Consider the following 26,612-nt stretch of genomic DNA (forward strand, 5'->3'; position numbering starts at 1 on the left):
AGGAAGCCCTCTCGTGTCGCAGTCCGGCGGCCCGGCGGTCAAGGGCGATTCGGCGGCCGGGACTGCGCGCTCACTCCGGCTCGGGCGGCACGATCAGGCCGCGCGGGGTGACCACCACCGTACGGCCGTCGCGCTTCTCGATCGCCACGACCCGGCCGAGGCCGGGCAGCGGCGAGCCGACGCCGACCTCGAACGTGCCGCGCCGGCCTTCCACCCGTGCCGTGCCGTCGGCGGCGTCGCGCAGCACCCAGCCGGTGGCGACCGGCCGCTTCGGCGGCGCCGGCTCGACCGGGCGGATCGGCTGGGCCGGCGGCTCGACGCTCGGTCGCAGCGACAGCGAGGCGGTGACGATGCTGGGCGCGGGCAACGCGGCGGTAAGCGCGGCCTTGGTGGCGGCGGCGATGCGGCCGTCGAGGCCGGAATCGAGCGTGGCCAGTTGGCTCGCCACGCTCGCCTGCGCCTGCTCGGTGCGTTCGAGCCGCTCGACGATCTGGCCGAGCCGGGCGTCGGTCGCCTGCGCCTGGCTGTCGGCCGCGGCAACGCGGGCCTGCACCTCGGCCAGCGCCGTGGCCAGCGCGGCCATGTCGGCGCCCGCGCGCGGCTGGCTGAGGATGGTCCAGGTCAGGGCGCCGGTGGAGATTGCGAGCGCCAGCGTGGCGGCGATGAGGGCGATCCGCCCTTCGGTCGGCGCGCGGCGGCGCCGGGTGTCCGACGACGCGGCCGCCCGCCTCGCCCGGCCGGGCGGCGGCAGGCGGAGCTCGACCATCGGGGCGGTCAGCACCGGCGGCGCGGAGGGCTGGGGCGGCAGGCCCGGCGCGGTCTCGTCGGAAGCGGGCGAGGTGGCTGGCGCCTCGGCCGGCGCCACCGCGCGAAGCCCGACATAGCCCTCCTCGGACACCACCGGCGTCACCGTCCCGGCCTCGGCCGCAGGTAGAATCTGGATGTACTCCTTGTACATGCCCCGCCGCTTGGTCATGGCGCCCTTCCACCGGAAACGTTCACCTTCAAGTAACCTTTTTCCCCTTACCAATTGGTTACCGGACCGGTGACGAACGCCTGTTCGACCGCGGAAAAGACGGGCATCCATACGGGGTCCGGCCCACAGGGCCGGAGAGCCGTATGCCGCCGCCGAAAAATCCCTTCCAGATCAAGGATTTTTCGGCGATACCGTTTCCGGTGTCCCGAAGGGATCAACCGCAAACCGCTCCAGGGCATATGACCGCCCCCGTCCTGTCCGCCGAAGAGCTCGAGCGCTATGCGCGCCATATCGTGCTGCGCGAGGTCGGCGGCCCCGGCCAGCAGGCGCTGAAGCGGGCGCGGGTGCTGGTGATCGGCGCGGGCGGCCTCGGCTCGCCTCTGCTGCTCTATCTGGCCGCGGCCGGCGTCGGCACGCTCGGCATCGTCGATGACGACGCGGTGTCGCTGTCCAATCTGCAGCGGCAGGTGCTGCACGGCACCGACGATCTCGGCCGGGCCAAGACCGACAGCGCCGCGGCGGCGCTCGCCCGCATCAACCCGCACGTCGCGGTGATCCCGTTCGCCGAGCGGCTCGATGCGAACAATGCCCGCGATCTGGTGCGCGGCTGGGACGTGGTGGCCGACGGCTCGGACAATTTCGCCACCCGCTACGCGGTGTCGGACGCCTGCTGCCTGGAGCGGCGGCCGCTGGTGAGCGCCGCGCTCGGCACGTTCGATGCCACCCTCACCACGCTGCGGCCGTTCGAGGCGCGACCGGACGGCGAGCCGAACCCCACCTATCGCTGCCTGTTCCCGAGCCCGCCGCCGCCCGGCGCGGTGCCGAGCTGCCATGAGGCCGGCGTGCTCGGCGCTCTCGCCGGGGTTGCCGGCAGCCTGATGGCGCTGGAGGTGATCCGGGCGATCGTCGGCTTCGGCGAGCCGCTGGTCGGCCGGCTCCTGATGATCGACGCCCGCGCGATGCGCTTCGAGACGCTGGCCTATCGCTGGGATCCCGACAACCCGCTCACCGGGCGGGCGGCGGAACGCTGACTCATGCCGCTTCCGGCTCGATCAGCCGGAAACCTTGCGAGATCTTTTTTCCTCGATCGCGTCCCAGATGCGCGCGGCGAGGTCCGGCCCGCCGAGCGCCTTGATGGCGCGGATGCCCGTTGGAGACGTCACGTTGATCTCGGTGAGGAAGCCGTCGATCACGTCGATGCCGACGAACAGCAGCCCGCGGTCTTTAAGCGCCGGGCCGATGGTGGCGCAGATCTCGCGCTCGCGCTCCGTCAGCTCGGTCGCCGCCGCCGCCCCGCCGCGCACCATGTTGGAGCGGATGTCGTCGGGCTGCGGCACGCGGTTGACCGCGCCCGCCGCCTCGCCATCGACCAGGATGATGCGCTTGTCGCCCTCCGCCACCCTGGGCAGGAAGGCCTGCGTCACCCACGGCTCGCGGAAGGTGGCGGAGAACAGGTCGTAGAACGAGCCGAAATTGGGGTCGCGCGCCCCGAGGCGGAACACCGCGGCGCCGCCATGGCCGTAGAGCGGCTTCATAACCACCTCGCCGTGACGGTCGCGGAAGGCGGCGATCTCGTCGCGGTCGCGGCTGATCAGGGTCGGCGGCATCAACTCGGGAAACTCGGTGACGAACATCTTCTCGGGCGCGTTGCGCACCGAGGCCGGGTCGTTCACCACCAGCGTCGCCGGATGGATGCGCTCCAGAAGGTGGGTGGCGCTGATGTAAGCGAGATCGAAGGGCGGATCCTGGCGCATCAATATGACGTCGAGGGTCGAAAGCTCGATGCGCTCCGCCGCGCCCAGCGTGAAATGGTCGCCCGCGACGTCGCGCACCGCCAGAGGCTGCACCGTGGCGAACACCCGGCCGTCGACCAGCGCCAGCCGGTCCGGCGTGTAGTAGTGGAGGGCATGGCCGCGGGCCTGCGCCTCCAGCAGCAGCGCGAAGGTGGAATCGCCGCGGATGCTGATCCGCTCGATCGGGTCCATCTGCACGGCGACGCGAAGGCTCATCGTCTCATCCATCACAATCGAAGGCGGCGGGGATATGCCGCGGCATGGCGTTGGGCGCCACCAGCACCACGTCGAAGCGCACGTTGAGCTGGGCATGGTCGGGCCGGCGCGCCAGCCACAGCGAGGCGGCAGCCGCGATGCGGCGGCGCTGGCGGAGGTCGAGCGCATAGGCGGCATCGTCGAGGTGGCGGCGCGCCTTGACCTCGACGAAGATCAGCGTCCGGCGGTCGCGCGCGACGATGTCGACCTCGCCGCAGGACGAGCGCCAGCGCCGGGCGAGAATGCGGAAGCCCTTGCCGATCAGCAGCACGGCGGCGACGCTCTCGGCCGACAGGCCGAAGCGGTGGGCGATCAGCCGCTCCGGCGTGGGCTGGCGGGCGTCCGGCGCGACGGGCTCAGGGTCGGGTTCCACCGCCGCGGCCGGGGGGGCGGGCGGCATCTGCGCGCGTTTCGCCTGTTCGCGCTCGGCGGCGAGCTTGGCCTTGATGTCGCCGGGCTTGACCAGCGTGCGCGGCGGCTTGATCGGTCGGTGCTCAGCCATGCTTGTGCCCCTTGGTCAGATCGAGCGCCCGCTGATAGACCGCGCGCCGCGGCAGGCCGAGGGCGGCCGCCACCTCGGCCACCGCATCCTTGAGCGAGGCCGAGGCCAGCGCCGACACCAGCGCCGAATCGATGTCGGCCTCGGCCGGGGCCGCCGCCGGCAGTGGCGGGCCGACCACCACCACGATCTCGCCCCTGGGCTCCTCGCCGGCGGTGGCGGCGGCAAGCTCCGCCAGCGTGCCGCGGCGGACTTCCTCGTGCAGCTTGGTCAGCTCCCGGCACACCGCCGCCGGCCGGCCGCCGCCCAGCGCCGTCGCCATGTCGGCCAAGCTGTCGGCGAGGCGGGGGCCGGTCTCGAACATCACCAGGCTCGCCGGCACCGCGGCAAGCTCGCCGAGCCGCGCCAACCGGCCGACCTGCTTGGGCGGCAGGAAGCCCTCGAACAGGAAGCGGTCGGTCGGCAGGCCCGACACCACCATCGCCGCCAGCAGCGCCGAGGGCCCCGGCACCGCCTCGACGTGGACACCCGCAGCGATCGCCTCGCGCACCAGCCGGAAGCCGGGATCCGAGACCAAAGGCGTGCCGGCGTCCGAGATCAGCGCCACCGAACCGCCCTCGGCGAGGCGGGCGATCAGGCGCGGGCGCATCTCGGCGGCGTTGTGCTCGTGATAGGGCAATAGCGGTACGCGGATGCCATAGCGCGCCAGCAGCCGGCTGCTCACCCGCGTGTCCTCGCAGGCGATCACATCCGCCCCCGCCAGCGTCTCCAGCGCCCGCAGCGTGATATCGCCGAGATTGCCGATCGGCGTCGCCACCACGTGCAGGCCGGCCCGCGCCTTGGGCGCGGCGAGCCGCGCGCCGGCGATCAGGTATGAGCGGTCCTCGCCGCCCTGCTCGGCGCCGCCGGTCCGATGCCGCTTGTCCACAAGCCCCGTCACCTTTACGGATGTCTCCCAGGCGTCGTTTTGACAGAAATCTGTGGTGATCGCACCCTGAGAACGGGAATCGCCAATCGCGGAGCAGTGGGAATGCGCACGCCGAAGCGCGCTGAGCCAGAAACGCTACCGTGCACGATGCCGGGCACGGTATCGCCAACGCTATCGCGCCGCACCGCGCTGCGGCTGGCCGGCCTGGGCGCGGGCGCCGGGGTGTCGGCAACGCTCGGCGGCTGCCAGAGCGCCAACATGTTCGGCGATGCGCCGCCGGCCGGGCCAGCCGAGAGCAAGCCGTCGATGTCGATCGGCACCGGCTCGGTGCGGGTCGGGCTGATCCTGCCGCTGACGGCGAGCGGCAATGCCGGTTCCGCGGCGCAGTCGCTCAAGAACGCCGCCGAGCTGGCGATCGCCGAATTCAACGCGCCCGACATCTCGCTGATCGTCAAGGACGACGGCGGCTCGGCCCAGGGCGGCCAGCAGGCGGCCGAGCAGGCGATCTCGGAAGGCTGCGAGATCATCCTCGGCCCGCTGTTCGCGGTGGCGGTGCGCCCGGCCGGGCAGATCGCCCGCCAGCGCGGGGTGCCGGTGATCGCGTTTTCCACCGACGCCCAGGTGGCCTCGCGCGGCGTCCATCTCCTGAGCTTCCTGCCGGCCTCCGACGTCGACCGCATCGTCGGCTACGCCGCCGAGCAGCGCCGCAAGTCGTTCGCCGCCCTGCTGCCGGACACCGCCTACGGGCAGGTGGTGGAGGCCGAGTTCCAGCAGGCGGTGGCCAAGAACAACGGCCGGGTGCTCGGGCTCGCCCGCTACGCCGCCGGCAACCCGGCCGGCGCGGTGGCCCAGGTCAGCGCCGTGGCCCGGCAGGCCGACTGCGTGTTCGTGCCCGACGGCCACACCGCGGCGGCGGCGGTGGTCAACCAGCTGCGCGCCACCGGGCTCGACACCAACCGCACGGTGCTGATCGGCACCGGCCTGTGGGACGACCCGGCGGTGCACCGCGACCCGGCGTTCAACGGCGCGTGGTATGCCGCGCCCGACAATACCGGCTTCCGCGGCTTCGCCCAGCGCTACCGCGCCAAGTTCGGATCCGAGCCGGTGCGCACCGCCTCGCTGTCCTATGACGCGGTGTCGCTGGTGGCGGCGTTGGTGAAGACGCAAGGCGCGCAGCGCTTCTCGGAAGGCGTGCTGACCAACCCGTCCGGCTTCTCCGGCATCGACGGCATCTTCCGCTTCAAGTCGGACGGCACGTCCGAGCGCGGTCTCGCCGTGCACCAGATCGGCAACGGTTCCTCGCGCATCATCTCGCCCTCGCCGCGCTCGTTCACGACGGCGTAATCGCACCACGGCGTAGAGGCGAGAGTCTTTTCTTCCCCTCTCCCCTTGCGGGCTACGGTATTCATGGATCTGATTCTGTGCTGAGCCATCAATGGCTTAATGGACAGGCTGCGGATGTCTCATCGAGAACGCGGTGGATCGGCAGTTACCGGAGGCCGCAGGATTGAACTCGTCATGCCCGCGCTTGTCGCGGGCATCCACGTCTTGAAAACCTATTTGAAAACAAAGACGTGGATGGCCGGGACAAGCCCGGCCATGACGACGGCGGGCTTGTGCCAGACGCCGCAGGCGCAAGTCACGCCGAAAGAGATCGCGTTTCGGCTCGATCTCTCTCGGCCCAGGCGATTCAAATCCGTGAACGCCGTAGCTCCCGCAAGGGGAGAGGGAAGGCGCGCGGCTCCCGGCCAGCGGTTGGCCCGTGCCGATCAGCCGGGCTCCCCATCAACCGAACCGGGATCACGCCGCGAGGTCGGCCACCACCGCATCGAGGATCGGCAGGCCGGCGGCGGTGACGCGCAGGCGGTCGCCGGTCCGCTCGATGAAGCCGAACCCGGCGAGGTCGGCGATGCGCGCGGGGTCGAGACTGCGGCCGGACATCGCGGCGAAGCGATTCAGGTCGATGCCCTCGGCAAGCCGCAGCCCCATCAGCAGGAATTCGTCGCCGATCTCGTCGCGGCTCAGCGCCTCGTCGGTGACCGCGCCGCTCTGCCCGGCCTCGATCCGCGCGAGCCACGCCGCCGGATCGCGCTCGGCGGCGAGTGCGCGGCGGCGGCCCTCGACCATGAGCCGGCCGTGGGCGCCGGGGCCGAAGCCGGCATATTCGCCCGAGCGCCAGTAGATCAGATTGTGGCGGCTCTCGGCGCCGGGCCGGGCGTGGTTGGAGACCTCGTAGGCCGGCAGGCCCGCCTCAAAGGTCAGCGCCTGGGTGAGGTCGAACAGCGCGCGCGCAAGCTCGGGATCGGGCGTCGCGAGCCGGCCCGCCGCCTGCAGCGCGAAGAACGGCGTGCCCTCCTCGATGGTGAGCTGATAGGCCGACAGGTGCTCGGTGCCGAAGGCGAGCGCGCGGGTCAGCTCCGCCTGCCAGTCGGCCACCGTCTGGCCGGGGCGGGCATAGATCAGGTCGAACGACACGCGCGCGAAGGTGTTTTGCGCCACCTCGAGCGCCGCCAGCGCCTCGGCGGCGGTGTGCATGCGGCCCAGCGCCTTGAGGTCGGCGTCGTTCAGCGCCTGCACGCCGAGCGAGACGCGGTTGACGCCGGCATCGCGATAGCCACGGAAGCGCTCGGCCTCCACCGAGGTCGGGTTGGCCTCGATGGTGATCTCGATGTCGTCGGCGAGCGACCACTGCTCGGCCACCGCCTCCAGCACCGCCGCCACGGTGGCCGGCTGCATCAGCGAGGGCGTGCCGCCGCCGAGGAAGATCGAGCGCACGGTGCGCGGGCCGATGCGCTGGGCGGTGGCGGCGATCTCGTGGGTGACGGCGCGGGCGTAGCGGGCCTCGTCGGTGCCCGGCGGGCGCACGAAGCTGTTGAAGTCGCAATAGGGGCATTTGGCCAGGCAGAACGGCCAATGCACATAGACGGCGAAGCCGGGGTCCGCGTCATCGTCGCACAAGACACGTCTCCGCCAGTTTCAGAAAGGCGCGGGCGCGATGCGACAGGCCGCGCCCGGCGTCCCAGTCGATGCCGTGCTTCTCGGCGGCGTCCATCTCGCCGAATGTCCGCGTCTCGCCTTCGGGGCGAAAGATCGGATCATACCCGAAGCCGAGCGTGCCGCGCGGCGGCCAGACGATGTCACCGTCGATCGTGCCCTCGACCGCCTCGACATGGCCGTCCGGCCAGGCGAGGCAGAGCGCGGCGACGAAGCGGGCGATGCGCTGGCCGGGCGCCACCGCGCCGCGGGCGGCGAGTTCCGCCTCGACGCGCGCCATCGCCGGCAGAAAATCCTTTCCCGAGCCCGCCCAGCGCGCCGAGAACACGCCCGGCGCGCCGTGCAGCGCCCACACCGCCAGCCCCGAATCATCGGCCAGCGCCGGCAGGTTCGACGCGCGCGCCGCGGCCTCGGCCTTGATGCGGGCGTTCTCGGCGAACGTGGTGCCGGTCTCGTCGGGCTCGGGCAGACCCAGCTCGCCGGCCGAGACCGGCTCGACAGCGAACGGCGCGAGCAGCTCGCGGATCTCGCGCAGCTTGCCGGAATTGTGGGTGGCGACGACGAGCTTCCCGCCCTCCAGCCGGCGCGCCATCAGCCCACCGCCAGCTTCTGCAGCGCGACGAGCTCGCCCACGCCCTTGCGGGCCAGCCCCAGCATCGCCATCAAATCGGCCTCGCTGAACGGATCCTTCTCGGCCGTGCCCTGGATCTCGACGAGGCCGCCCTCGCCGGTCAGCACGAAATTGGCATCGGTGTGGGCGTTGGAGTCCTCGGCATAATCGAGGTCGAGCACCGGCACGCCGGCATGGATGCCGCAGGACACCGCCGCCACGTGATCCTTCAGCGGGATGCGCGGGATCATGTTGCGCGCCTTCATCCAGGCGAAACAGTCGTGGAGCGCCACCCAGGCGCCGGTGATGGCGGCGGTGCGGGTGCCGCCATCGGCCTGCAGCACGTCGCAATCGACGGTGATCTGGCGCTCGCCCATCGCCGGCAGGTCGACCACCGCCCGCAGCGCCCGGCCGACGAGGCGCTGGATCTCCTGGGTGCGGCCGGACGGGCGGCCGGTCGAGGATTCGCGGCGCGTGCGCTCATGGGTGGCGCGCGGCAGCATGCCGTATTCGGCGGTGATCCAGCCGCGGCCCTGGCCCTTCAGCCACGGCGGCAGCTTGTCTTCCAGGGTCGCAGCGACCAGGACATGCGTCTCGCCGAACTTCACGAGGCACGAGCCCTCGGCATAGCGGGCGACGCCGCGCTCCAGGGAGACCGCGCGCATCTGATCGGGGGCGCGGTGGGACGGACGCATGGGAACTCTCCTGAAGACGGGTCTGGACCGGGGCCGCGACGGGCTGTTGCCTGACGGGCTCTTGCCTCAAGCGGGCCGGGCCGTTCTATGCGGCGGTGTCTGCCCCGGCAAGCCGGCTTCGACGTTCGGCACCGACTTGCAGAGTCGACCTTGCAGAGTCGACCTGCAGCGTCGACTTGCAGAGTCAACTTGCGGCCGGCGCCCGCCGGCAACAGATTACGGGCGAAGGAGAACCGGCCGTGCCGCTTGACCGTCCCGTCGTCGTGCCTCCCGTCGCGCTGGCCCAGCTCGACCAGCGCTCGCGCGAGATCTTCAAGCAGATCGTCGAGAGCTACCTCGCCACCGGCGAGCCGGTCGGCTCGCGCAACATCGCCCGGCTGATCACCACGCCGCTGTCGCCGGCCTCGGTGCGCAACGTCATGGCCGATCTGGAGCAGGCCGGGCTGATCTTTGCCCCGCACGTCTCGGCCGGCCGGCTGCCGACCGAGAGCGGCCTGCGCTTCTTCGTCGATGCGCTGCTCGAGGTCGGCGACCTGCCGGCCTCCGAGCGCGCCTCGATCGAGGCCCAGGTGGCGGGCGAGGGCCGCACCATGTCCGGCATCCTGGCCGAGGCCTCGGCGCTGCTGTCGGGCCTGTCGCGCGGCGCCGGCGTGGTGCTGGTGGCCAAGACCGACCCGCGCATCAAGCACATCGAGTTCGTCGGGCTCGACCCTGGCAAGGCGCTTCTGGTGCTGGTGTCGGACGACGGGCAGGTGGAGAACCGCGTGGTGCCGCTGCCGCCGGGCCTGCCGGCCTCGGCGCTGGTCGAGGCGTCGAACTTCCTGGCCTCGCGCATCCGCGGCCGCACTTTGGCCGAGGCGCGCGCGGAGCTTTCGGCCGCGCTCACCGCCAGCCAGGCCGAGCTCGACCAGTTGACGCAGCGTCTGGTGCAGGCCGGCCTCGCCTCCTGGTCGGGCGGCGCGGTCGGCGAGCGGCGCCTGATCGTGCGCGGACAGGCCAATCTGCTGGAGGATCTGAGGGCGCTGGAGGATCTGGAGCGCATCCGCACCCTGTTCGACGATCTGGAGGCCCAGCGCGGCGTCATCGACCTTCTCAACCGCGCCGAGGCCGCCGACGGCGTGCGCATCTTCATCGGCTCGGAGAACAAGCTGTTCTCGCTGTCGGGCTCCTCTACCATCGCCGCGCCCTATCGCGACGCCGAGGGCCGAATCGTCGGCGTTCTGGGGGTGATCGGCCCGACCCGGCTGAACTATGCCCGCATCATCCCGATGGTCGACTACACCGCCAAGGTGGTGAGCCGGCTGCTCGGCGCGCCGCCGCGCGATCCCGCTTCGGCTTGATTTTTCGCACTTTCCCGCCGATATCCGGCTCGACCTTTCCGACATCCAAGGCAGGATCGCCGTCATGACGACGTCCGGACACCCCTTGAATCCCGACCAGACCCCCGAGGCCGCCGATCCCGCGGCGCAGAACACTGCGGCACAAGAGACCGCCGCCCAGCCGAACCCGGCGGACGCGGCCGCCGCCTCGCCCGTCGCCGACGCCTCGGCGCTGGCGGCCGAGGCCGCCGACCTGCGCGACAAGCTGCTGCGCACGCTGGCCGAGATGGAAAACCTGCGCCGGCGCACCGAGCGCGAGGTTGCCGACGCCAAGAGCTACGCCATCGCCGCCTTCGCCCGCGACGTGCTGAACGTCGCCGACAATATGGAGCGGGCGCTCGCCGCCGTGCCGGCGGAGGCCGTGGCGCACGATGCCGCGCTCAAGACGCTGGTCGAGGGCGTGCAGCTCACCGAGCGCGAGCTGGCCAAGACGCTCGACAAGCACGGCGTGCGCCGGGTCGAGGCGGCCGGCGGCAAGTTCGATCCCAACCTGCATCAGGCGATGTTCGAGGTGCCCAATCCGGACGTGCCGACCGGCACCGTGGTGCAGGTGGTGCAGACCGGCTACGTGCTGGGCGAGCGCATCCTGCGGCCGGCGCTGGTCGGCGTCGCCAAGGGCGGGCCGAAGCAGGCCCCCGCCGCCCCGGCCGCGGATGGCGGCGCGGCCTGAACGAGACGCGCCCCGCCGTCCCGTGTCCGGGACGGATCAGCGCGGGGCGCGCTTGGCGAGGATGCGCTGCAAAGTGCGGCGGTGCATGTTGAGCCGGCGCGCGGTCTCCGACACGTTGCGGCCGCACAGCTCGTAGACGCGCTGGATGTGCTCCCAGCGCACCCGGTCGGCCGACATCGGATTCTCCGGCGGCTCCGGCTTGCGGCTGGCATTGGCGAGCAGCGCCGCGGCGACGTCGTCGGCGTCGGCGGGCTTGGCCAGATAGTCGATGGCGCCGGCCTTCACCGCATTCACCGCGGTGGCGATGTTGCCGTAGCCGGTCAGCACGATGCCGTGGGCGTCGGGGCGCTTCTCCTTCAGCTTGGCGATGACGTCGAGGCCGTTGCCGTCGCCGAGCCGCATGTCGACCACCGCGAAGGCCGGCGCGCCATGATCGAGGAAGGCCAGCCCGTCGGCCACCGATTCGGCGGTCGAGACCGAGAAGCCGCGCGCCTCCATCGCCCGCGCCAGGCGCTGCAGGAACGCCTTGTCGTCATCGACGATGAGCAGCGACCTGTCGTCCGGCAGAGAATTCTCTGCCACCTCGCCCGCGCTTGCGTCGGTCATACTCTTCCGCTCCCCGGATCAAGGCCCTCGCGCGGCGTCCGAAATCACCCGCCGGAAACCGCGTCATTCGGTTTCCGGTTGATCCCTTCGGGATACCGGAAACAGGCTCGCCGAAAATCCCTTGTTCGGTAACAGGATTTTCGGCGAACGGCATACGGTTCTCCGGCCTTGCAGGCCGGAAACCGCATTCCTCAAGATATATCCTGCAGTTCGCTCGACAAGGCCGCCGCCTCGGCCGCCGCCTCGTCGAGGGCTGCGCGCAGCCAGCCGATGCGGACGATGGCGCCGTGCTCGGGCGGCACGCGGTTGGCGATGGTGAGCATGGCGCCCGAGCGCTCCAGCAGCGTCTTGGCGATGAAGAAGCCGAGGCCGAGGCCCGACTGGTCGCCGGCCGCGGCCTTGCGCCGGTCGGGCGAGCGGGCGGTGACGTAGGGCTCGCCGAGCTTGCCGAGCAGGTCCGGCGCGAAGCCCGGCCCATCGTCGACCACCGTCACCACCACGTCGCGCGGCGTCCAGCGGATGGAGATCACCACCTCGCGCTCGGCATAGTCGACGGCGTTCTCGATGATGTTGCCGAGGCCGTAGAGCAGGCCGGGATTGCGCAGCAGCACCGGCTCGCTCGACCGGTCGGCGAGGCGCTCGATGCGCACGCTGACGCCGATCAGCCGGTGGGGCGCGGCCACCTCCTCCAGCAGGAGCGAGATCGGCATGCGGTCGAACGGCGCCTCGTCGGTGCCGAGCGAGGTGAGCTTGCGCAGGATGTCGCGGCAGCGGTTGCTCTGCTCGCGCAGGAGGCGCACGTCGTCGCCGTGGGGGGTGCCGGCCGGCAGCTCGCGCTCCAGCTCCTTGGCCACGGTGGCGATGGTGGCGAGCGGCGTGCCGAGCTCGTGCGCCGCCGCCGCCGCCAGACCGTCGAGGGCGGAGAGATGCTGCTCGCGCGCCAGCACCAGTTCGGCGGCGGTGAGCGCGTCGGTGAGCTGGCGGGTCTCCTCGGCCACCTGCCAGCCATAGACGCCGACGAACGACATGCCGAGCAGGATCGCCAGCCACACGCCGGCCTGATAGAGCGGCGGCAGCCGCAGCGGGCTGTCCGGCGCCCAGGGCAGCGGCTGGTGGACCGCCGCCACCACCAGCGCGCAGACCAGCGCCAGGAAGCCGAGATAGACGGTGGTGGAGGGCGGCAGCGCGCTGGCCGAGATCAGCACGGGGCCGAGAAACAGCAGCGCGAACGGGTTCTCCAGCCCGCCGCTGAGATAGAGCAGCAGCGCCAGCTGAACGATGTCGAAGGCGAGGATGGCCGCCGCCTCGGTGTTGGTGAGGCGGTGGGCGTGGGGATATTTCAGGCGCAGCGCGATGTTGAGCCAGATCGAGATGCCGACCGCCGCCAGCGCCCAGCCCACCGGCATCGGATAGCCGAAGCCGTGATAGACCACGACGATGACCATGGCCTGGCCGGCCACCGCCAGCCAGCGCAAGGTGAGCAGCGTATCGAGGCGCAGGCTGCGCCGTTCCAGGCGTTGGGTGCTGGCGAGAAGCTTCGGCATGGCGCCACTATATCGGCGGGGCCGGGCGGCGCGAATCCAAATTGCGCCGGCTCCAAATTGCGCCGGCGCCGCCGCCTCGCCTGCCCGGCCGATCTCGTATAGGCTCGGCCGGCCCTGACCCGCCCGCCGATGATTGTCCCGCCCCCGCCCCGCCTTCAGCCCCGTCCCCGGCCATGACCACTGCGGCCATGACCACTGCGGCCATCGCCGCCCGCGGCCTCGTCAAGCGCTACCGCGCCACGCTGGCGGTCGGCGGCATCGATTTCGACATCGCGGCCGGCTCGGTGACCGGGCTGCTCGGCGGCAATGGCGCCGGCAAGACCACCACCATCGCCATGATCATGGGGCTGGTGCGCCCGACTGAGGGCCGCGTCGCCGTGCTCGGCGCCGACATGGCGCATGAGCGCCACCGGGTGCTGCACCGGATGAATTTCGAAAGCCCCTATGTGGACATGCCGCACCGGCTGACCGTGCAGCAGAACCTCTCGGTGTTCGCCCGGCTCTATGGGGTGGCGGACGTCGCCGCGCGGATCGGCCGGCTCGCCGCCGATCTCGACCTCGACGGGCTGCTCGACCGGCCGTGCGGCAAGCTGTCGGCCGGCCAGAAGACGCGGGTGGCGCTGGCCAAGGCGCTGATCAACGATCCCGAGGTGCTGCTGCTCGACGAGCCGACCGCCTCGCTCGACCCCGACACCGCCGACTGGATCCGCTCGCGCCTGCAGGACTACTGCCGGCGGCGCGGCGCCACCATCCTGCTCGCCTCGCACAATATGGGCGAGGTCGAGCGGCTGTGCGACCGGGTGATCATGATGAAGGGCGGGCTGATCGTCGATGACGACACGCCGCCGCGGCTGCTCGCCCGCTACGGCCGCAGCAATCTGGAGGAGGTGTTCCTCGACGTCGCCCGCGGCCGCGGCGCGGCCGGCGCGGAGGCCGGGGCATGATGAACACCTCGACGAGCGCGGGGGCCGTGCGGTTCTCGCCGCGGCGGGTCGGCGCCATGGTGCTACGCTACTGGTATCTGCTGCGCTCGTCCTGGCCGCGGCTCCTGGAGCTCGTCTACTGGCCGGCGGTGCAGCTTCTCACCTGGGGCTTCATCCAGCTCTATGTGGCGGACAATGCCACCTTCTTCGCCCGCGCCGGCGGCGCCTTCATCGGCGCGGTGCTGTTGTGGGACATCCTGATGCGCGGCCAGCTCGGCTTCTCGGTGTCGTTCCTGGAGGAGATGTGGGCGCGCAACATGGGCAACCTGCTCATGAGCCCGCTCACCACCGCCGAGTTCGTGGCGAGCCTGATGATCATGAGCATCGTGCGGCTGGCGGTGGGCATGGTGCCGGTCAGCGTGATGGCGATCTTCTTCTTCGACTTCAACCTCTACGCGATGGGCTTCGCGCTTGCGGCGTTCTTCGCCAATCTGATCCTCACCAGCTGGTCGGTGGGGCTGGTGGTGTCCGGCCTCGTGCTGCGCAACGGCCTGGGCGCCGAGGGGCTGGCCTGGACCATCATGTTCCTGTTCATGCCGCTCGCCTGCGTCTACTACCCGGTCGCGGTGCTGCCGGACTGGCTGCAGCAGGTGGCCTGGGTGCTGCCGCCGACCTATGTGTTCGAAGGCATGCGGACGCTGCTGATCGACCATGTGTTCCGCGCCGACCTGATGCTGCAGGCGCTTGCCCTCAACGCCGTGCTGTTCGCCGCCGCAGCATGGGCGTTTTCGCGGCTGGTCGAGTCCGCCCGCGACCAAGGGTCGCTGATCGCCGCCGGCGAATGACGCCATCCTGGCTGAAAGGCGGATTGTCTTATTTGCAACAATCCGACTAAGCTGAAGGCCATGGTTGTTCGCGGCCGCGGGAGAGCAATTTGCTACCTCCACGGCGAGGGGAACAGCCGGGCGTTTGGTTGCCGTGCAGCACGCTTTCCGTAACCACAGGTTGCCGACCGGGTGGACGGGACGGTTTCGCCGAAACCGGTCCGGCCAGGAGGCAATGCTGCAGGACGGGAAGCCGCAAGACCGAGAGCCGCAAGACCGAGAGCCACAAGACCGAGAGCCGCAGGACGGGAAGCCGCGAGGCGGGACGCCATAACAGGAAGGTGGATGCCGTGCCCTACTATCATCTGTTCGAGCTGACCCACGCGGCGCTGTCACCCTACCGGGCCGCCGCCGATGTGGCCCGCCTCTATTTCAAGAGCCCGATCAACCCGCTGTCGCAGACGCCGGTGGGAAAGACCATCGCCGCCTCATGCGAGATGTTCGAGCGGATGACCCGCCGCTACGGCAAGCCGGAGTGGGGACTCGAAACCACCGAGATCAACGGCCAGACCGTGCCGGTGCGCATCCAATCGGTGTGGGAGCGGCCGTTCTGCCGGCTGCTGCATTTCGAGCGCGGAGTCAGCCACTGCCAGCGCCGCGACCCGAAGGTGCTGCTGGTGGCGCCGATGTCCGGCCATTACGCCACGCTGCTGCGCGGCACGGTCGAGACGCTGCTGCCCAACCACGACATCTACATCACCGACTGGGAGGACGCCCGGGTGGTGCCGCTCGCCGCCGGTACCTTCGACCTCGACGACTATATCGACTACATCAAAGAGATGCTGCACGCGCTGGGCGGCGACACCCATGTGATGGCGGTGTGCCAGCCCTCGGTGCCGGTGTTCGCCGCGGTGTCGCGGATGGAGGCCGAGAACGACCCCTACATCCCGCTGTCGATGATCCTGATGGGCGGGCCGATCGACACCCGCTCCAACCCGACCGCGGTCAACAAGCTGGCCCACGACAAGGACATCGGCTGGTTCCGGCGCAACGTCATCACCCAGGTGCCGTTCCCGCACGCCGGCTTCATGCGCCAAGTCTATCCCGGCTTCCTGCAGGTCAGCGGCTTCATGACCATGAATCTCGACCGGCATGTCGACGCCCACCGCGAGCTCTACATGCACATGGTGCGCGGCGACGGCGACAGCGCCGCCAAGCACAAGGAATTCTACGACGAATACATGGCGGTGATGGACCTGACCGCCGAATTCTACCTGCAGACGGTGGAAACCGTGTTCATCAAGCACGCGCTGCCGCTCGGCACCATGGCCCACCGCGGCGTGCCGGTGGACCCGACCCAGATCCGCAACGTCGCGCTGATGACGGTCGAGGGCGAGAAGGACGACATCACCGGCGGCGGCCAGACCGAGGCGGCCCACCGGCTGGCCAGCTCGATCCCGAACACCAAGCGCCAGCATTACGTTCAGCCGGGCGTCGGCCATTACGGCGTGTTCAACGGCTCGCGCTTCCGCAAGGAGATTGCGCCGCGCATCGCCGCCTTCATGCGGGAGAACGAGCGCCGCAGCGAACCGGTTTCTTCGGCCAAGGCGGTCGCCGCCGAGGCGGCTGCCCCCAAGCCGGTCCCGAGCAAGCCTGCAGTCACCAAGCCCGTCCCCGGCAAGCTCGCGGCAAAGCCGGCCGCGACAAGGCCCGGCGTGCACAAGTCGGCGTCGCAGCAGCTCATCGAGACCTTCAGCGCCACCGGCATCGACATCCGGCCGCGGAGCGAGGTCGAGGGCAGCGCGGCCGAGGGTGCGGCGCCGGTCTTTCTCACCGCGCCGAGCGGCACGCCCGACGACCTGACCCGCATTTCCGGCGTCGGGCCGCGGCTGGCGCAGCTGCTGAACGAGGCCGGGGTGTGGCACTTCTGGCAGCTCGCGCGCTTCACCGACGCCGAGCTGAAGGAGCTCGATGTCCGGCTGCCCCACTACAAGGGCCGGGCGGCGCGCGACAAATGGGTGGCCCAGGCCTCCCGGCTGGCGGACAAGCAGGCCGCGCCCGCCGGCTGACCTTCGGCGCCGCGAACGACGAAGGATGCCCGCACTCGCTGCGGGCATTTTTCGTTTCTGCCGGACGCCCCGCATCCTGTCCCACCCTCGTCATGGCCGGGCTGGTTACGACAGAGACCGACACATGTCGGTCATCCGTCATGGCCGGGCTTGTCCCGGCCATCCACGTCTTTGTTTTTAAATGAGTTTTCAGATCGTCGATGCCCCGCAGGCAAGTTCATCCAGCTTGCTCAAGCTCGGCTCCAGGCGGTGGCATGACGGGACACAGCCTGCGACCATTGGTTTCGTCGAAACGGTATAAGCCGCCAGAAATTGCCGGCCCGACCGGCGAGGCAACCCCACGCCAAAGCACGTCATCGCCGCGGAAAATCGCGCATCCGGACCTCCGTCAGGATATAGTTTCGCGTAAATGATGCGGCTCCCGGCTGATCGCGCGGGAGAGTCCTGTTCTCGCCGCCAGAAATTCCGGCTTCGACTTGGGATTGACGAAGATCCTGTTTCCCTGAACGCGCGAAAGCCGAAGGAATTCCGGACTCCGGTCGCGATCAGAGATTTTCGGTGGGATCGTGTCGTGATTAACGAACTGATCTCCTGGAATTCGTATGATCGGGGGCGATGATGATTCGCCGCGGTTCCGCCTCATCCCCGACCATTCCGACGCTCATCCTGCGTCATGCCGGAGAGAGCGTCATCGTCGCGGTCCGGCGCTCCGCCCGCGCCCAGCGCTATACGCTGCGGCTGCGGGCCGCCGAGCGCGACGCGGTGCTGACCGTGCCCAAGCGCGGCTCGATGGCCGAGGCCGCGGTGTTCGCCGAGCGCCACGCCGCGTGGCTGATGGCGCGGCTGAGCCGGCTGCCGCCGCAGGTTTCCTTTCTCGACGGGGCGAGCGTGCCGCTGCGCGGCGTGGTCCATCGCATCGAGCACCGGCCGGGCATGCGCGGCACGGCCTGGACCGAGGACGGCGCCGACGGCACGCCGCGGCTGGTGGTGGCCGGCGAGGCGCCGCACGTGCCCCGCCGGGTGCACGATTTCCTGGTGCGGCAGGCGCGCGCCGACCTGACCGAGGCCAGCACCCGGCATGCCGCCGCCGTCGGCCGCGAGATCTCGCGCATCACCCTCCGCGATGTCCGCTCGCGCTGGGGCTCATGCTCCGCCTCGGGCCGGCTGTCCTTCTCCTGGCGGATCGTCATGGCCCCGCCTTGGGTCATCGACTATCTGGCGGCGCACGAGGTGGCGCACCTCGTCCATCTCGACCATTCGCACCGGTTCTGGTCGCTGGTCGCCGAGCTCTGCCCGGGCTACGCCGCCGCGCGCCAATGGCTGCGCCGGCACGGCGCCGAGCTTCACCGCTACGGCAAATAGCCGTGCGCCAGCAGCGCCCGCAGCCCCTCGCGATAGGTGGGATAGCGCAACTGGTAGCCGAGGTCCTGGCGCAGCCGCGCATTCCTCACCCGCTTCGATTCGCCCCAGAACGAGCGGGCCATCGGCGACAGCGTCGGCCACGCCGCCTCCCAGTCCTGCTCGGGCGGCGGCGGCACGCCGAGCAGGTCAGCGGCAAAGGCGGTGACATCCTGCGGCGGCGCCGGCTCGTCGTCGGTGACGTTGAGCGGGCCTGTCACATTGGGCCGGGCGAGGCTCGCCGCCACCGCCCCGGCGATGTCGTCGACATGGATGCGGTTGAACACCTGGCCGGGCTTGACGATGCGCTTGGCGGTGCCGCTGCGGACCTGTTCCAGCGCGTTCTGGCCGGGGCCGTAGATGCCCGAGAGCCGCATCATCACCACCGGCACGCCGCGCGCCGCCCCGAACTCCGCCCAGGCGCCCTCGACCCCGAGCCGCGCCGCCGAGCGCGGCGAGACCGGCCGGCACGGCGTCGTCTCGTCGACCCAGCCGCCGCCGGCATCGCCATAGACGCCGACGGTCGAAAGATAGCCGACCCAGGCGAGGCGGCTCGCCGCATCGAGGTCTTTGCTGTGGCAGGCCAGCAGCGGATCGGCACCATCGGCGCGGGGCGGCGCCGAGATCAGCAGCGCAACGGCGTCGCGCAGCGCCGCAGCGAGCCGATCCGACGCCGCAGTGCCGTCGAACGGCGTCGCAACGACCTGATCGCCGGTCAGCGCCGCAGCGCGGGCGGGATCGCGCACCGTCACCACGATGCGCTCGAACCGTCCGGCGACCTCCTGCACGATGCGGGTGGCGGAATAGCCGAGACCGATGACGACGAGCGTGGCCATGGGCGTCCTCAAGTCCTTGCGAAATATTGCCATTCGGCACGAACCCCGGCATCCGGCTCGACTGCGGCGCGCACCGCTGCTTCCGCCGCCGCGGCCTCGGGATCGAGCCGGCCGAGCGCCCAGACCGCAGCGCCCCGCACCAGCGGCTCGGCATCGTCGAGCAGCCGAAGCGCCTCGGCCGCAAGCGCCAGTTCGCCGGAATTACCTATGGCGATCAGCACGTTGCGCGCGAAGCGCGCCCGCCCGATGCGCTTAACCGGGCTCTTGGCGAACAGCGCCCGGAACGCCGCGTCGTCCAGCCGGACGAGCTCGGCGAGCGGCGGCGCCTTGAGCGCCTCGCGCGCGGCCAGCCGCAGCGTGCGGCCCTCCACCGCGAACTTGTTCCACGGGCAGGCGGCAAGGCAGGCGTCGCAGCCATAGATGCGGTTGCCGATCGCGACGCGAAATTCGTGCGGGATCAATCCCTTGTTCTCGATGGTCAAATACGAGATGCAGCGTCTGGCATCGAGCAGGTAGGGCCGCGGGAAAGCCTGTGTGGGGCAGGCGTCGAGGCAGGCCTTGCAGGAGCCGCAATGATCGCGCTCCGGGCTATCGGCCGGCAGCTTCAGCGTGGTGAAGATGGCCCCCAGAAACAGCCAGGAGCCGAAATCGCGAGCAACCACATTGGTATGCTTGCCCTGCCAGCCGAGCCCGGCGGCCTGGGCGAGCGGCTTCTCCATCACCGGGGCGGTATCGACGAACACCTTCACGTCGCCGCCGGCGCTGGCGACCAGCCACTGCGCCAGCCGCTTCTGCGCCCCCTTGATGACGTCGTGATAGTCGTCGCCCTGGGCATAGACCGAGATGGCGCCGCGCGCCGGCCGGGCGGTGGCGGCGCGCGGATCCTCGGCCGGGCCGTAATTGACGCCGAGCATGATCACCGAGGCAACGTCGGGCCACACGAGGCGCGGCGCCGGCCGGCGGTTGGCGGTGGCCGCCATCCAGTCCATCGTGCCGTGGAAGCCGGCGGCCAGCCAAGCGGCGAGGCGCGCCCCGGACTCCGTTGCGGCGTCCGGTCCGGTGACGCGCACCAAATCGAAGCCCTCGGCGCAGGCCCGGGCAATCAGCGCCGCCTTCAGCGCGTCGGCGGTCAGAAATCGAGGTCGGCGTAGGTGGGAGACGCCGGCATGCCGGCCATCGCGTCGGCCAGGATCGGACGGAACGAGGGCCGCGATTTCATCTTGGCGTACCACTGCTTTGCCGCCTCGTCCTCGTGCCAGGGCACGTCCCCGAGATAGTCGACGCTGGAGAGCTGCGCCGCCGCCGCGATGTCGGCATAGGTCAGCCGCTCGCCGGCAAGCCAATTCCGGCCACGCAGCAGCCAGCCGATATATTGCAGATGATACTTGATGTTGGCCTTCGCCGCGCGGATCGTCGTCATGTCCGGCGGGCCGCCGCCCTGAGCCAGCGTCATCATGCGCTTGTCGATGCGCTCGACAACCAGCGGCCCCGCCACTTCATCGTAGAATTTGTCGAAGAACCACGCCATCAGCCGGCGTACCTCGATGCGCTCGTCGATCTCCACCGGCAGCAGCCGCCGGTCGCCGAGCGTCTCGCCGATGGCCTCGTCGAGATACTCGGCCACCAACGAAGCACCGGGCACGGCGCGGCCGTCATCGTCCCGCAGCACCGGCAGCGTGCCGGCCGGGTTGAGGATCAGGAACGCCTCGCGCCGATCCCAGGGACGTTCCTCGATCAGGCGGACGTCCACGCCGTATTCGCCCAGGGCAAGCCGGACGAAACGCGACAGGGGACAAAACGGCAGATGGAAAAGTTCGGGCATGACCTCGGATTGCCGAGCAATGAGGCATCGGAAGGGCCGATGTCATAGCCCGCCGGACCGGCTGCCGGCAACCGGCTTGACCCAACAGGTGTTGCCGAAACGGCTTGGCGCGGCTGCAAATTCGCCGTCAGACCGGCAAATGACTCAGAGCTTCCGCAGCGCCACTTCCTCGATCAGGTGGTTGGCGCCCTTCTTGAGGATCAGATCGGCGCGCTGGCGGGTGGGCAGGATGTTCTCGCGCAGATTGGTGAGATTGATCCGCCGCCAGATCGACAGCGCGGTCGCCGTCGCCTCGTCGTCGGACAGGTCGGCGTAGCGGCGGAAATAGGATTGCGGATCGCGGAAGGCAGTCGAGCGCAGCGCCAGGAAGCGGTCGACATACCAGCGCTCCAGCACGTCCTCGTCGGCATCGATATAGACCGAGAAATCGAAATAGTCGGAGACGAACGGGATCGCCTTGCCGTCCTTGGGCAGCATCTCGCCGGTCTGCAGCACGTTGAGACCCTCGACAATCAGCACGTCCGGCCGGTCGATCTCGGTATAGGCGCCCGGCACGATGTCATAGACGAGGTGCGAATAGATCGGCGCCCGCACCGGATTGCGGCCGGCCTTGACGTCGGACAGGAAGCGCAGGAGCGCCGGCATGTCGTAGGATTCGGGGAAGCCCTTGCGTTCCATCAGCGCCTCGGCCTCCAGCACAGCATTGGGGTAGAGGAAGCCGTCGGTGGTGATGAGGTCGACCTTGGGCGCCGGAGCCATGCGCGCCAGCAGCGCCTGCAGCACGCGGGCGGTGGTCGACTTGCCGACCGCCACCGAGCCGCCGATGCCGATGACGTAGGGCATCTTGGCGTCCTCGACGCCGAGAAAGCGCTGCTGGGCGCGGAACAGCTTCTGGGTGGCAGAGACATAGAGGCCGAGCAGGCGGGAGATGGGGAGATAGATCATCTCCACCTCCTTGACCGACAGCCGGTCATTGACCGACTGCAGCTTCGCCACCTCGGCCTTGGTCAGCGTCATCGGCACATCGGCGCGCAGCTTGGCCCATTCGGAACGCGTGAAGACGCGGTAGGGCGACAGGCCGTCGTCAACCCGGGTGTCCATTCAGCGCGTCCCGTTCCTGGTCCTGGAGCAGTCCTTCGCAGGATTAAAACCGGCTCTGCGAAGGAGAATGCGACGATTCAAGACGTCATGCGGTTTCCGAAGGATCGGCGCGTGACCCTGGGCACCCGCTTCGCCGGAGATGCCCGCCCGAGGCGGAATTTCCAGCGACCGGACTGCGAAACCCGGCTTTCCGGCCGGATTCCCTCTCACTCCTTCACGCGGGACGCCTTCTCGGCGAGGCCCGATCGTCCGGTACGTTTGGCCAGCTCAACCTCGACCTCGGCGAGGGACACCTCGCGCGCCGCCAGCAGGACGGCAAGATGATACAAGAGATCGGCGGTCTCGGCGATCACCCGCTCGCGCGGACCGGAGACGGCGGCCAGCGCCAATTCGACGCCCTCCTCGCCGAGCTTCTTCGCCACCTCGCCCACGCCCTTCGCCAGCAGCTTGGCTGTGTAGGACTGGGAAGGATCGGCGCGACCACGCTCGGCCACGATATCAGTGAGGTCCTCGAGGCTGACGCGCGCCGTCATGTCCGCCATCTCTTCCCCGCTCATCGCCGCCTCACGGATCGAGCCGCACCGGCAGCCCGGCCTCGGCCATGCGGGTCTTGACCTCGCGGATGGTCAACTCGCCGAAATGGAACAGCGAAGCGGCGAGCACGGCCGAAGCATGGCCGTCGCGAACCGCATCGACGAAATGCTGCGGCGCGCCGGCACCGCCCGAGGCGATCACCGGCACATGGACGCGATCGGCCACCGCGCGGGTCAGCGCCACATCGAAGCCGGCCTTGGTGCCGTCGCAATCCATCGAGGTGAGCAGGATCTCTCCGGCACCGAGGCTCACCACCTCCTCGGCATAGGCCAGCGCGTCGAGCCCGGTCGGGTTGCGGCCGCCATGGGTGAAGATCTCCCATTTCGGCGGCGCGCCTGGCTTTGAGACCCGCTTGGCGTCGATGGCGACAACGATGCACTGGTCGCCGAACTTCTCGGCCGCCTCGCGCACGAAATCTCGGCGGTTCACGGCGGCGGTGTTGATCGACACCTTGTCGGCCCCGGCGAGCAGCAGCGTGCGGATGTCCTCCACCGTGCGCACACCGCCGCCCACGGTGAGCGGCATGAAGCAGGCCTCGGCGGTGCGCTGGACCACGTCGAGCAGGATGCCGCGCCTCTCGTGGCTGGCGGTGATGTCGAGAAAGGTCAGCTCGTCGGCGCCGGCCGCGTCATAGGCGATGGCGCAGGCCACCGGGTCGCCCGCGTCGCGCAGATCGACGAACTGGACGCCCTTGACGACGCGGCCGTCCTTGACGTCGAGGCAGGGAATGACGCGAACCTTGAACACGGGCTTGCTCAGCTGAGGGGCGGCGGGCCGCCCGCGAACGTCGCGAACAGGATTAGCACGGGCGCACCCCCCGAAGCCATTCGCCCAAAGCGGGGGTCCGGCCGATGGTTGCGCGCGAATGCATTGCTCAGGCCGCTGCCGGCGATCCGGCCGCCGATCCCCGTGCTTGGGCGACCAGCGCCAGCGCCTCGGCCGGATCGAGCCGGCCGTCATAGAGCGCGCGCCCGGCGATGGCACCGGCGATGCCGGCGCCTTCCTCGGACAGCAGGCGGCGCACATCGTCGAGCGAGGCAAGTCCGCCCGAGGCGATGACCGGGATCGAGATCGCCCGCGCCAGCGCCGCGGTGGCGCCGATGTTCAGCCCCTTCAACAGGCCGTCGCGGCCGATGTCGGTGTAGATGATGGCGGCGACCCCCGCATCCTCGAAGCGCTTGGCGGTGTCGAGCACCGTGGCGTCCGAATCCTCGGCCCAGCCCTCGACCGCGATGAAGCCGTCCTTGGCGTCGAGCCCGACCGCGATCTGGCCGGGGAAGGCGCGCGCCGCCTCGCGCACCAGCTCGGGATCCTTGATCGCGGCGGTGCCGATCACCACGCGGGCGATGCCGCGCTCGAGCCACGCCTCGATGGTGGCCATGTTGCGGATGCCGCCGCCGAGCTGCACCGGGATCTGGATGCTCTGCAGGATGGCGCCCACTGCAGCGGCATTGACCGGCCGGCCGGCGAAGGCGCCGTCGAGATCGACGACGTGCAGCCAGGAGAAGCCGGCTTCGGCGAAGCTGCGGGCCTGGGCGGCGGGATCGGCGTTGAACACGGTGGCGCGGGCCATGTCGCCCTGTTCGAGGCGGACGCACTGGCCGGCTTTGAGGTCGATGGCAGGATAGAGGATCACGGAGACCAGCCGAGGAAGTTGGCGAGCAGAGCGAGGCCGAGGCGCTGGCTCTTCTCGGGGTGGAACTGGGTGCCGGCCATGGAATCCCGGGCGACGATCGCGGTGACCGGGCCGCCATACTCGGCGGTGGCGACGAGATCGGCCGGGTCGGCCGGCGTCAAATGGTAGCTGTGCACGAAATAGGCGTGCAGGCCGGACGGGCCGGTGGGGATGCCGGCGAGCAGCGGATGGGCGCGCCGCACCTCCAGCGTGTTCCAGCCCATGTGCGGGATCTTGAGCGCGGGGTCGGACGGCTGGATGCGGTCGACCTCGCCCTCGATCCAGCCGAGGCCGGGGGTGACCTGATATTCGCGCCCGCGCTCGGCCATCAGCTGCATGCCGACGCAGATGCCGAGGAACGGCCGGCCGCGGCGGCGGACGGTGTCCTCCAGCGCCTCGATCATGCCGGGAATGGCGTCGAGCCCGGCGCGGCAGTCGGCGAACGCGCCGACGCCCGGCAGCACCACCCGGTCGGCGCGGCGCACCGCCTCGGGGTCGGCGGTGACCACCACATCCTGGTCGAGCCCCGCCTCCTGGGCGGCGCGCTCCACCGCCTTCCTGGCCGAGTGCAGATTGCCCGAGCCGTAATCGACGATCGCCACGCTCATCGCGCCACCATACCGGCCGGGGTGGCGATGACGCCGGCCGTGGCCGGGCGCGGAGCCTGTGGCGGTGAGGCTGCGCCGTTCCAGCCGGCGAAGAAGCGCCGCTCGGCGTCGTCCCGGGTCGGCGCCGAGATCACCGCCACCGGCTTGAAGCCGCGCCGCCCCAGCGTCCAGCGGCGCAGGCCCGCCGCCTCCAGCCCGACGATGACGCTCATCGCCGCGCTGGCAACCATCCCCCACGCCGGCAGGTCGGCGGCCTGGAAGGCAACCGTCACCAGCGTCAGGATGACGACATAGAGCACCAGCGCCAGCCACGCCCGGCGCGCCGCCAGCCAGATCAGCGGAAACAGCAGGGCCGCCCAGGACAGTCCGTCCCGGACGAACACGATGCGGTCCGCCTGATCGAGCGGGCCGCGGCCGCGCGGCGGGGGCTCGTGAACCGTCCAGATTGCCATGGTCTTTCTCTCAGCGTCGGAGACGCAACGATCGGAACTCAATCCCCGAGCCGCCCCTTGGTCGAGGGCACGGCGCCGCCCAGCGACGGATCCACCGCCACCGCCACCTTCAGCGCCCGGGCCAGCGCCTTGAAGCAGCTCTCGGCAATGTGATGGGCGTTGTCGCCATAGAGCGTCTCGACGTGCAGCGTCAGCGCAGCGTGGGTGGCGAAGGCCTGGAAGAACTCCCGCACCAGCTCGGTGTCGAAACTGCCGATCTTGGCGGTGGGAAATACGGTGCGCCACACCAGCATCGGCCGGCCGGAAATGTCGATGACCACCCGGGTCAGCGCCTCGTCCATCGGCAGGTGGACGTCGGCGTAGCGGCCGATGCCGGCCATGTCGCCCAGCGCCTTCTTCACCGCCTGACCCAGCGCGATGCCGACATCCTCGACGGTGTGGTGGTCGTCGATGTGCAGGTCGCCCTCGGCGGCGATGGCGAGGTCGATGCGGCCGTGGCGGGCCACCTGGTCCAGCATGTGATCGAGGAAGCCGACGCCGGTCGCGATCTGCGACGCGCCGGTGCCGTCGAGGTCAAGCTCGATCCTGATCCTGGTTTCGCGCGTCGTGCGCTCGATAGCGGCGGTGCGCATGCTCCCGGCCCAACGCTCCGGTTCAACTGTCAAATCGCGCTGTCTCTAGCAGGCCGGGCCGGCGCGCGCCACTGCGCGGGCACCGCCCCGGTTTGCAGCGCTCCGCCGGCATGCCTACATAGGCACCGACACGTTGGAGCCTCCCTCCCGAAAGCATAGAGACGATGAGCGAACACAACGCCGTGCCGGTGTGGCACGGCACCACCATCCTGACCGTCCGCAAGGGCGGGATGGTGGCCGTCGGCGGCGACGGCCAGGTCAGCCTGGGCCAGACCGTGATCAAGGCGAACGCCAGGAAGGTGCGCCGCATCGGCAAGGGCGATGTGATCGGCGGCTTCGCCGGGGCCACCGCCGACGCCTTCACTTTGTTCGAGCGGCTGGAGGCCAAGCTCGACCAGTATCCCGGCCAGCTGGTGCGGGCCTGCGTCGAGCTTGCCAAGGACTGGCGCACCGACCGCTATCTGCGCCGGCTGGAAGCGATGATGATCGTCGCCGACCGCGAGGCGACGCTGGTGCTGTCGGGCACCGGAGACGTGCTGGAGCCCGAAAACGGCGTCATGGGCATCGGCTCGGGCGGCAATTACGCCCTGGCCGCGGCCCGCGCTTTGGTCGACACCGAGCTTTCGGCCGAGGCGATCGTGAAGAAGTCGCTCGGCATCGCCGCCGACATCTGCGTCTATACGAACCGCGAGATCGTGGTGGAGACTCTCGATGGCGCCCGCTGATCCC

28 protein-coding genes are annotated in these 26,612 nt (G+C 70.2%); 9 read left to right on the top strand and 19 right to left on the bottom strand.

The window, feature by feature from the left end; genetic code table 11:
* Positions 1–70 precede the first annotated feature (70 nt).
* A complete protein-coding gene (locus tag BLTE_RS15935) occupies positions 71–976 on the bottom strand; it encodes a hypothetical protein (RefSeq protein ID WP_126401614.1) in 906 nt (301 codons plus the stop codon).
* 239 nt (positions 977–1,215) lie between these two features.
* On the opposite strand from BLTE_RS15935, the gene BLTE_RS15940 reads away from it, so the two are divergent.
* Positions 1,216–2,007: a HesA/MoeB/ThiF family protein gene (locus BLTE_RS15940; RefSeq protein ID WP_126401615.1), complete on the top strand. Its 792-nt coding sequence runs from the start codon at positions 1,216–1,218 to the stop codon at positions 2,005–2,007.
* Positions 2,008–2,028: 21 nt separating this feature from the next.
* Here BLTE_RS15940 and gshB read toward each other — a convergent pair whose 3' ends face one another.
* The 3 genes from gshB to rsmI are packed head-to-tail and all read right to left on the bottom strand — an operon-like array spanning position 2,029 to position 4,463.
* The gene (gene gshB, locus BLTE_RS15945) at positions 2,029–2,985 is read right to left on the bottom strand and encodes a glutathione synthase (protein WP_126401616.1); all 957 of its coding nucleotides are present in this window, start codon (positions 2,983–2,985) and stop codon (positions 2,029–2,031) included.
* Between the two features lie 4 nt (positions 2,986–2,989).
* On the bottom strand, positions 2,990–3,526 hold the full coding sequence (locus tag BLTE_RS15950) for a YraN family protein (RefSeq protein WP_342211498.1): 537 nt from the start codon (positions 3,524–3,526) through the stop codon (positions 2,990–2,992).
* Positions 3,519–4,463: a 16S rRNA (cytidine(1402)-2'-O)-methyltransferase gene (gene rsmI / locus BLTE_RS15955; RefSeq protein ID WP_244600022.1), complete on the bottom strand. Its 945-nt coding sequence runs from the start codon at positions 4,461–4,463 to the stop codon at positions 3,519–3,521. Before rsmI ends, BLTE_RS15950 begins: the two co-directional genes overlap by 8 nt.
* Before the next feature lie 135 nt (positions 4,464–4,598).
* Between rsmI and BLTE_RS15960 the strand changes: the two genes are divergently transcribed.
* A complete protein-coding gene (locus BLTE_RS15960) occupies positions 4,599–5,795 on the top strand; it encodes a penicillin-binding protein activator (protein WP_126401617.1) in 1,197 nt (398 codons plus the stop codon).
* 456 nt (positions 5,796–6,251) lie between these two features.
* Here the strand turns inward: BLTE_RS15960 and hemW are convergent, their stop codons facing one another.
* From hemW to rph, 3 genes are read right to left on the bottom strand one after another with little or no spacing between them, the layout of a single operon-like run.
* The gene (gene hemW / locus BLTE_RS15965) at positions 6,252–7,409 is read right to left on the bottom strand and encodes a radical SAM family heme chaperone HemW (RefSeq protein ID WP_126401618.1); all 1,158 of its coding nucleotides are present in this window, start codon (positions 7,407–7,409) and stop codon (positions 6,252–6,254) included.
* Positions 7,396–8,037 carry an RdgB/HAM1 family non-canonical purine NTP pyrophosphatase gene (gene rdgB, locus BLTE_RS15970; RefSeq protein WP_126401619.1) on the bottom strand — a complete coding sequence of 214 codons (642 nt, stop codon included), beginning with the start codon at positions 8,035–8,037 and terminating at the stop codon, positions 7,396–7,398. Before rdgB ends, hemW begins: the two co-directional genes overlap by 14 nt.
* The gene (gene rph, locus BLTE_RS15975) at positions 8,037–8,750 is read right to left on the bottom strand and encodes a ribonuclease PH (RefSeq protein WP_126401620.1); all 714 of its coding nucleotides are present in this window, start codon (positions 8,748–8,750) and stop codon (positions 8,037–8,039) included. The genes rdgB and rph overlap by 1 nt, the downstream gene beginning before the upstream one ends.
* Positions 8,751–8,989: 239 nt before the next feature.
* Here rph and hrcA point away from each other — a divergent pair, with 239 nt between their 5' ends.
* Together hrcA and grpE are read left to right on the top strand one after the other, a co-directional pair.
* On the top strand, positions 8,990–10,090 hold the full coding sequence (gene hrcA / locus BLTE_RS15980) for a heat-inducible transcriptional repressor HrcA (protein WP_126401621.1): 1,101 nt from the start codon (positions 8,990–8,992) through the stop codon (positions 10,088–10,090).
* A 64-nt stretch (positions 10,091–10,154) separates the two neighbouring features.
* Positions 10,155–10,799, top strand: coding sequence for a nucleotide exchange factor GrpE (gene grpE / locus BLTE_RS15985; RefSeq protein ID WP_126401622.1), 645 nt, complete (start codon positions 10,155–10,157; stop codon positions 10,797–10,799).
* Between the two features lie 36 nt (positions 10,800–10,835).
* On the opposite strand, the gene BLTE_RS15990 is transcribed toward grpE, so the two are convergent.
* Together BLTE_RS15990 and BLTE_RS15995 are read right to left on the bottom strand one after the other, a co-directional pair.
* Entirely contained in the window at positions 10,836–11,405 is a 570-nt protein-coding gene (locus BLTE_RS15990) for an ActR/PrrA/RegA family redox response regulator transcription factor (protein ID WP_126401623.1), read from the bottom strand.
* A gap of 191 nt (positions 11,406–11,596) precedes the next feature.
* Positions 11,597–12,949 (bottom strand): ActS/PrrB/RegB family redox-sensitive histidine kinase, encoded by a 1,353-nt coding sequence (locus BLTE_RS15995; protein WP_126401624.1) that lies wholly within the window; start codon positions 12,947–12,949, stop codon positions 11,597–11,599.
* A 188-nt stretch (positions 12,950–13,137) separates the two neighbouring features.
* On the opposite strand from BLTE_RS15995, the gene BLTE_RS16000 reads away from it, so the two are divergent.
* The 4 genes from BLTE_RS16000 to BLTE_RS16015 all read left to right on the top strand — a co-directional run bounded on the left by BLTE_RS16000 (position 13,138) and on the right by BLTE_RS16015 (position 18,127).
* Positions 13,138–13,893 (top strand): ABC transporter ATP-binding protein, encoded by a 756-nt coding sequence (locus BLTE_RS16000; protein ID WP_126401625.1) that lies wholly within the window; start codon positions 13,138–13,140, stop codon positions 13,891–13,893.
* Complete coding sequence (locus BLTE_RS16005; RefSeq protein ID WP_244600023.1) at positions 13,890–14,717, top strand: ABC transporter permease; 828 nt, start codon at positions 13,890–13,892, stop codon at positions 14,715–14,717. Before BLTE_RS16000 ends, BLTE_RS16005 begins: the two co-directional genes overlap by 4 nt.
* Positions 14,718–15,046: 329 nt before the next feature.
* Positions 15,047–16,765, top strand: coding sequence for a polyhydroxyalkanoate depolymerase (phaZ, locus tag BLTE_RS16010; protein WP_126401626.1), 1,719 nt, complete (start codon positions 15,047–15,049; stop codon positions 16,763–16,765).
* A 615-nt stretch (positions 16,766–17,380) separates the two neighbouring features.
* Positions 17,381–18,127: a M48 family metallopeptidase gene (locus BLTE_RS16015; RefSeq protein WP_126401627.1), complete on the top strand. Its 747-nt coding sequence runs from the start codon at positions 17,381–17,383 to the stop codon at positions 18,125–18,127.
* On the opposite strand, the gene BLTE_RS16020 is transcribed toward BLTE_RS16015, so the two are convergent.
* From BLTE_RS16020 to hisB, 10 genes are all read right to left on the bottom strand, one after another.
* A complete protein-coding gene (locus BLTE_RS16020) occupies positions 18,115–18,999 on the bottom strand; it encodes an SDR family oxidoreductase (protein ID WP_126401628.1) in 885 nt (294 codons plus the stop codon). The two genes, BLTE_RS16015 and BLTE_RS16020, sit on opposite strands and share 13 nt — an antisense overlap.
* An 8-nt stretch (positions 19,000–19,007) precedes the next feature.
* Complete coding sequence (gene queG, locus BLTE_RS16025) at positions 19,008–20,132, bottom strand: tRNA epoxyqueuosine(34) reductase QueG (protein WP_126402257.1); 1,125 nt, start codon at positions 20,130–20,132, stop codon at positions 19,008–19,010.
* On the bottom strand, positions 20,129–20,821 hold the full coding sequence (locus BLTE_RS16030) for a glutathione S-transferase family protein (RefSeq protein ID WP_126401629.1): 693 nt from the start codon (positions 20,819–20,821) through the stop codon (positions 20,129–20,131). The genes queG and BLTE_RS16030 overlap by 4 nt, the downstream gene beginning before the upstream one ends.
* Positions 20,822–20,965: 144 nt before the next feature.
* Entirely contained in the window at positions 20,966–21,922 is a 957-nt protein-coding gene (gene coaA, locus BLTE_RS16035) for a type I pantothenate kinase (RefSeq protein ID WP_126401630.1), read from the bottom strand.
* A gap of 206 nt (positions 21,923–22,128) precedes the next feature.
* Positions 22,129–22,479: a phosphoribosyl-ATP diphosphatase gene (locus tag BLTE_RS16040; protein WP_244600024.1), complete on the bottom strand. Its 351-nt coding sequence runs from the start codon at positions 22,477–22,479 to the stop codon at positions 22,129–22,131.
* Positions 22,480–22,486: 7 nt separating this feature from the next.
* Positions 22,487–23,263, bottom strand: a complete 777-nt coding sequence (gene hisF / locus BLTE_RS16045; protein ID WP_126401631.1) for an imidazole glycerol phosphate synthase subunit HisF — start codon at positions 23,261–23,263, stop codon at positions 22,487–22,489.
* A gap of 127 nt (positions 23,264–23,390) precedes the next feature.
* Positions 23,391–24,152: a 1-(5-phosphoribosyl)-5-[(5-phosphoribosylamino)methylideneamino]imidazole-4-carboxamide isomerase gene (hisA, locus tag BLTE_RS16050; RefSeq protein ID WP_126401632.1), complete on the bottom strand. Its 762-nt coding sequence runs from the start codon at positions 24,150–24,152 to the stop codon at positions 23,391–23,393.
* Complete coding sequence (hisH, locus tag BLTE_RS16055; protein ID WP_126401633.1) at positions 24,149–24,799, bottom strand: imidazole glycerol phosphate synthase subunit HisH; 651 nt, start codon at positions 24,797–24,799, stop codon at positions 24,149–24,151. The genes hisA and hisH overlap by 4 nt, the downstream gene beginning before the upstream one ends.
* Positions 24,796–25,251, bottom strand: coding sequence for a DUF2628 domain-containing protein (locus BLTE_RS16060; protein WP_126401634.1), 456 nt, complete (start codon positions 25,249–25,251; stop codon positions 24,796–24,798). The genes hisH and BLTE_RS16060 overlap by 4 nt, the downstream gene beginning before the upstream one ends.
* A 38-nt stretch (positions 25,252–25,289) precedes the next feature.
* Positions 25,290–25,883, bottom strand: coding sequence for an imidazoleglycerol-phosphate dehydratase HisB (gene hisB, locus BLTE_RS16065; RefSeq protein ID WP_126401635.1), 594 nt, complete (start codon positions 25,881–25,883; stop codon positions 25,290–25,292).
* Between the two features lie 164 nt (positions 25,884–26,047).
* Here hisB and hslV point away from each other — a divergent pair, with 164 nt between their 5' ends.
* Positions 26,048–26,608: an ATP-dependent protease subunit HslV gene (gene hslV, locus BLTE_RS16070; protein WP_126401636.1), complete on the top strand. Its 561-nt coding sequence runs from the start codon at positions 26,048–26,050 to the stop codon at positions 26,606–26,608.
* Positions 26,609–26,612 lie beyond the last annotated feature (4 nt).

Origin of the sequence: Blastochloris tepida (assembly GCF_003966715.1) — a bacterium.
GTDB classification, from domain to species: domain Bacteria; phylum Pseudomonadota; class Alphaproteobacteria; order Rhizobiales; family Xanthobacteraceae; genus Blastochloris; species Blastochloris tepida.

Coding starts and splice junctions, on each gene's coding strand:
- BLTE_RS15935 (WP_126401614.1), bottom strand. CDS start 976: ATGACCAAGCGGCGGGGCATGTACAAGGAGTACATCCAGATTCTACCT.
- BLTE_RS15940 (WP_126401615.1), top strand. CDS start 1,216: ATGACCGCCCCCGTCCTGTCCGCCGAAGAGCTCGAGCGCTATGCGCGC.
- gshB (WP_126401616.1), bottom strand. CDS start 2,985: ATGAGCCTTCGCGTCGCCGTGCAGATGGACCCGATCGAGCGGATCAGC.
- BLTE_RS15950 (WP_342211498.1), bottom strand. CDS start 3,526: ATGGCTGAGCACCGACCGATCAAGCCGCCGCGCACGCTGGTCAAGCCC.
- BLTE_RS15960 (WP_126401617.1), top strand. CDS start 4,599: ATGCCGGGCACGGTATCGCCAACGCTATCGCGCCGCACCGCGCTGCGG.
- rdgB (WP_126401619.1), bottom strand. CDS start 8,037: ATGGCGCGCCGGCTGGAGGGCGGGAAGCTCGTCGTCGCCACCCACAAT.
- rph (WP_126401620.1), bottom strand. CDS start 8,750: ATGCGTCCGTCCCACCGCGCCCCCGATCAGATGCGCGCGGTCTCCCTG.
- grpE (WP_126401622.1), top strand. CDS start 10,155: ATGACGACGTCCGGACACCCCTTGAATCCCGACCAGACCCCCGAGGCC.
- BLTE_RS15990 (WP_126401623.1), bottom strand. CDS start 11,405: ATGACCGACGCAAGCGCGGGCGAGGTGGCAGAGAATTCTCTGCCGGAC.
- BLTE_RS15995 (WP_126401624.1), bottom strand. CDS start 12,949: ATGCCGAAGCTTCTCGCCAGCACCCAACGCCTGGAACGGCGCAGCCTG.
- BLTE_RS16000 (WP_126401625.1), top strand. CDS start 13,138: ATGACCACTGCGGCCATCGCCGCCCGCGGCCTCGTCAAGCGCTACCGC.
- BLTE_RS16005 (WP_244600023.1), top strand. CDS start 13,890: ATGATGAACACCTCGACGAGCGCGGGGGCCGTGCGGTTCTCGCCGCGG.
- BLTE_RS16015 (WP_126401627.1), top strand. CDS start 17,381: ATGATGATTCGCCGCGGTTCCGCCTCATCCCCGACCATTCCGACGCTC.
- BLTE_RS16020 (WP_126401628.1), bottom strand. CDS start 18,999: ATGGCCACGCTCGTCGTCATCGGTCTCGGCTATTCCGCCACCCGCATC.
- BLTE_RS16030 (WP_126401629.1), bottom strand. CDS start 20,821: ATGCCCGAACTTTTCCATCTGCCGTTTTGTCCCCTGTCGCGTTTCGTC.
- coaA (WP_126401630.1), bottom strand. CDS start 21,922: ATGGACACCCGGGTTGACGACGGCCTGTCGCCCTACCGCGTCTTCACG.
- BLTE_RS16040 (WP_244600024.1), bottom strand. CDS start 22,479: ATGAGCGGGGAAGAGATGGCGGACATGACGGCGCGCGTCAGCCTCGAG.
- hisH (WP_126401633.1), bottom strand. CDS start 24,799: ATGAGCGTGGCGATCGTCGATTACGGCTCGGGCAATCTGCACTCGGCC.
- BLTE_RS16060 (WP_126401634.1), bottom strand. CDS start 25,251: ATGGCAATCTGGACGGTTCACGAGCCCCCGCCGCGCGGCCGCGGCCCG.
- hisB (WP_126401635.1), bottom strand. CDS start 25,883: ATGCGCACCGCCGCTATCGAGCGCACGACGCGCGAAACCAGGATCAGG.
- hslV (WP_126401636.1), top strand. CDS start 26,048: ATGAGCGAACACAACGCCGTGCCGGTGTGGCACGGCACCACCATCCTG.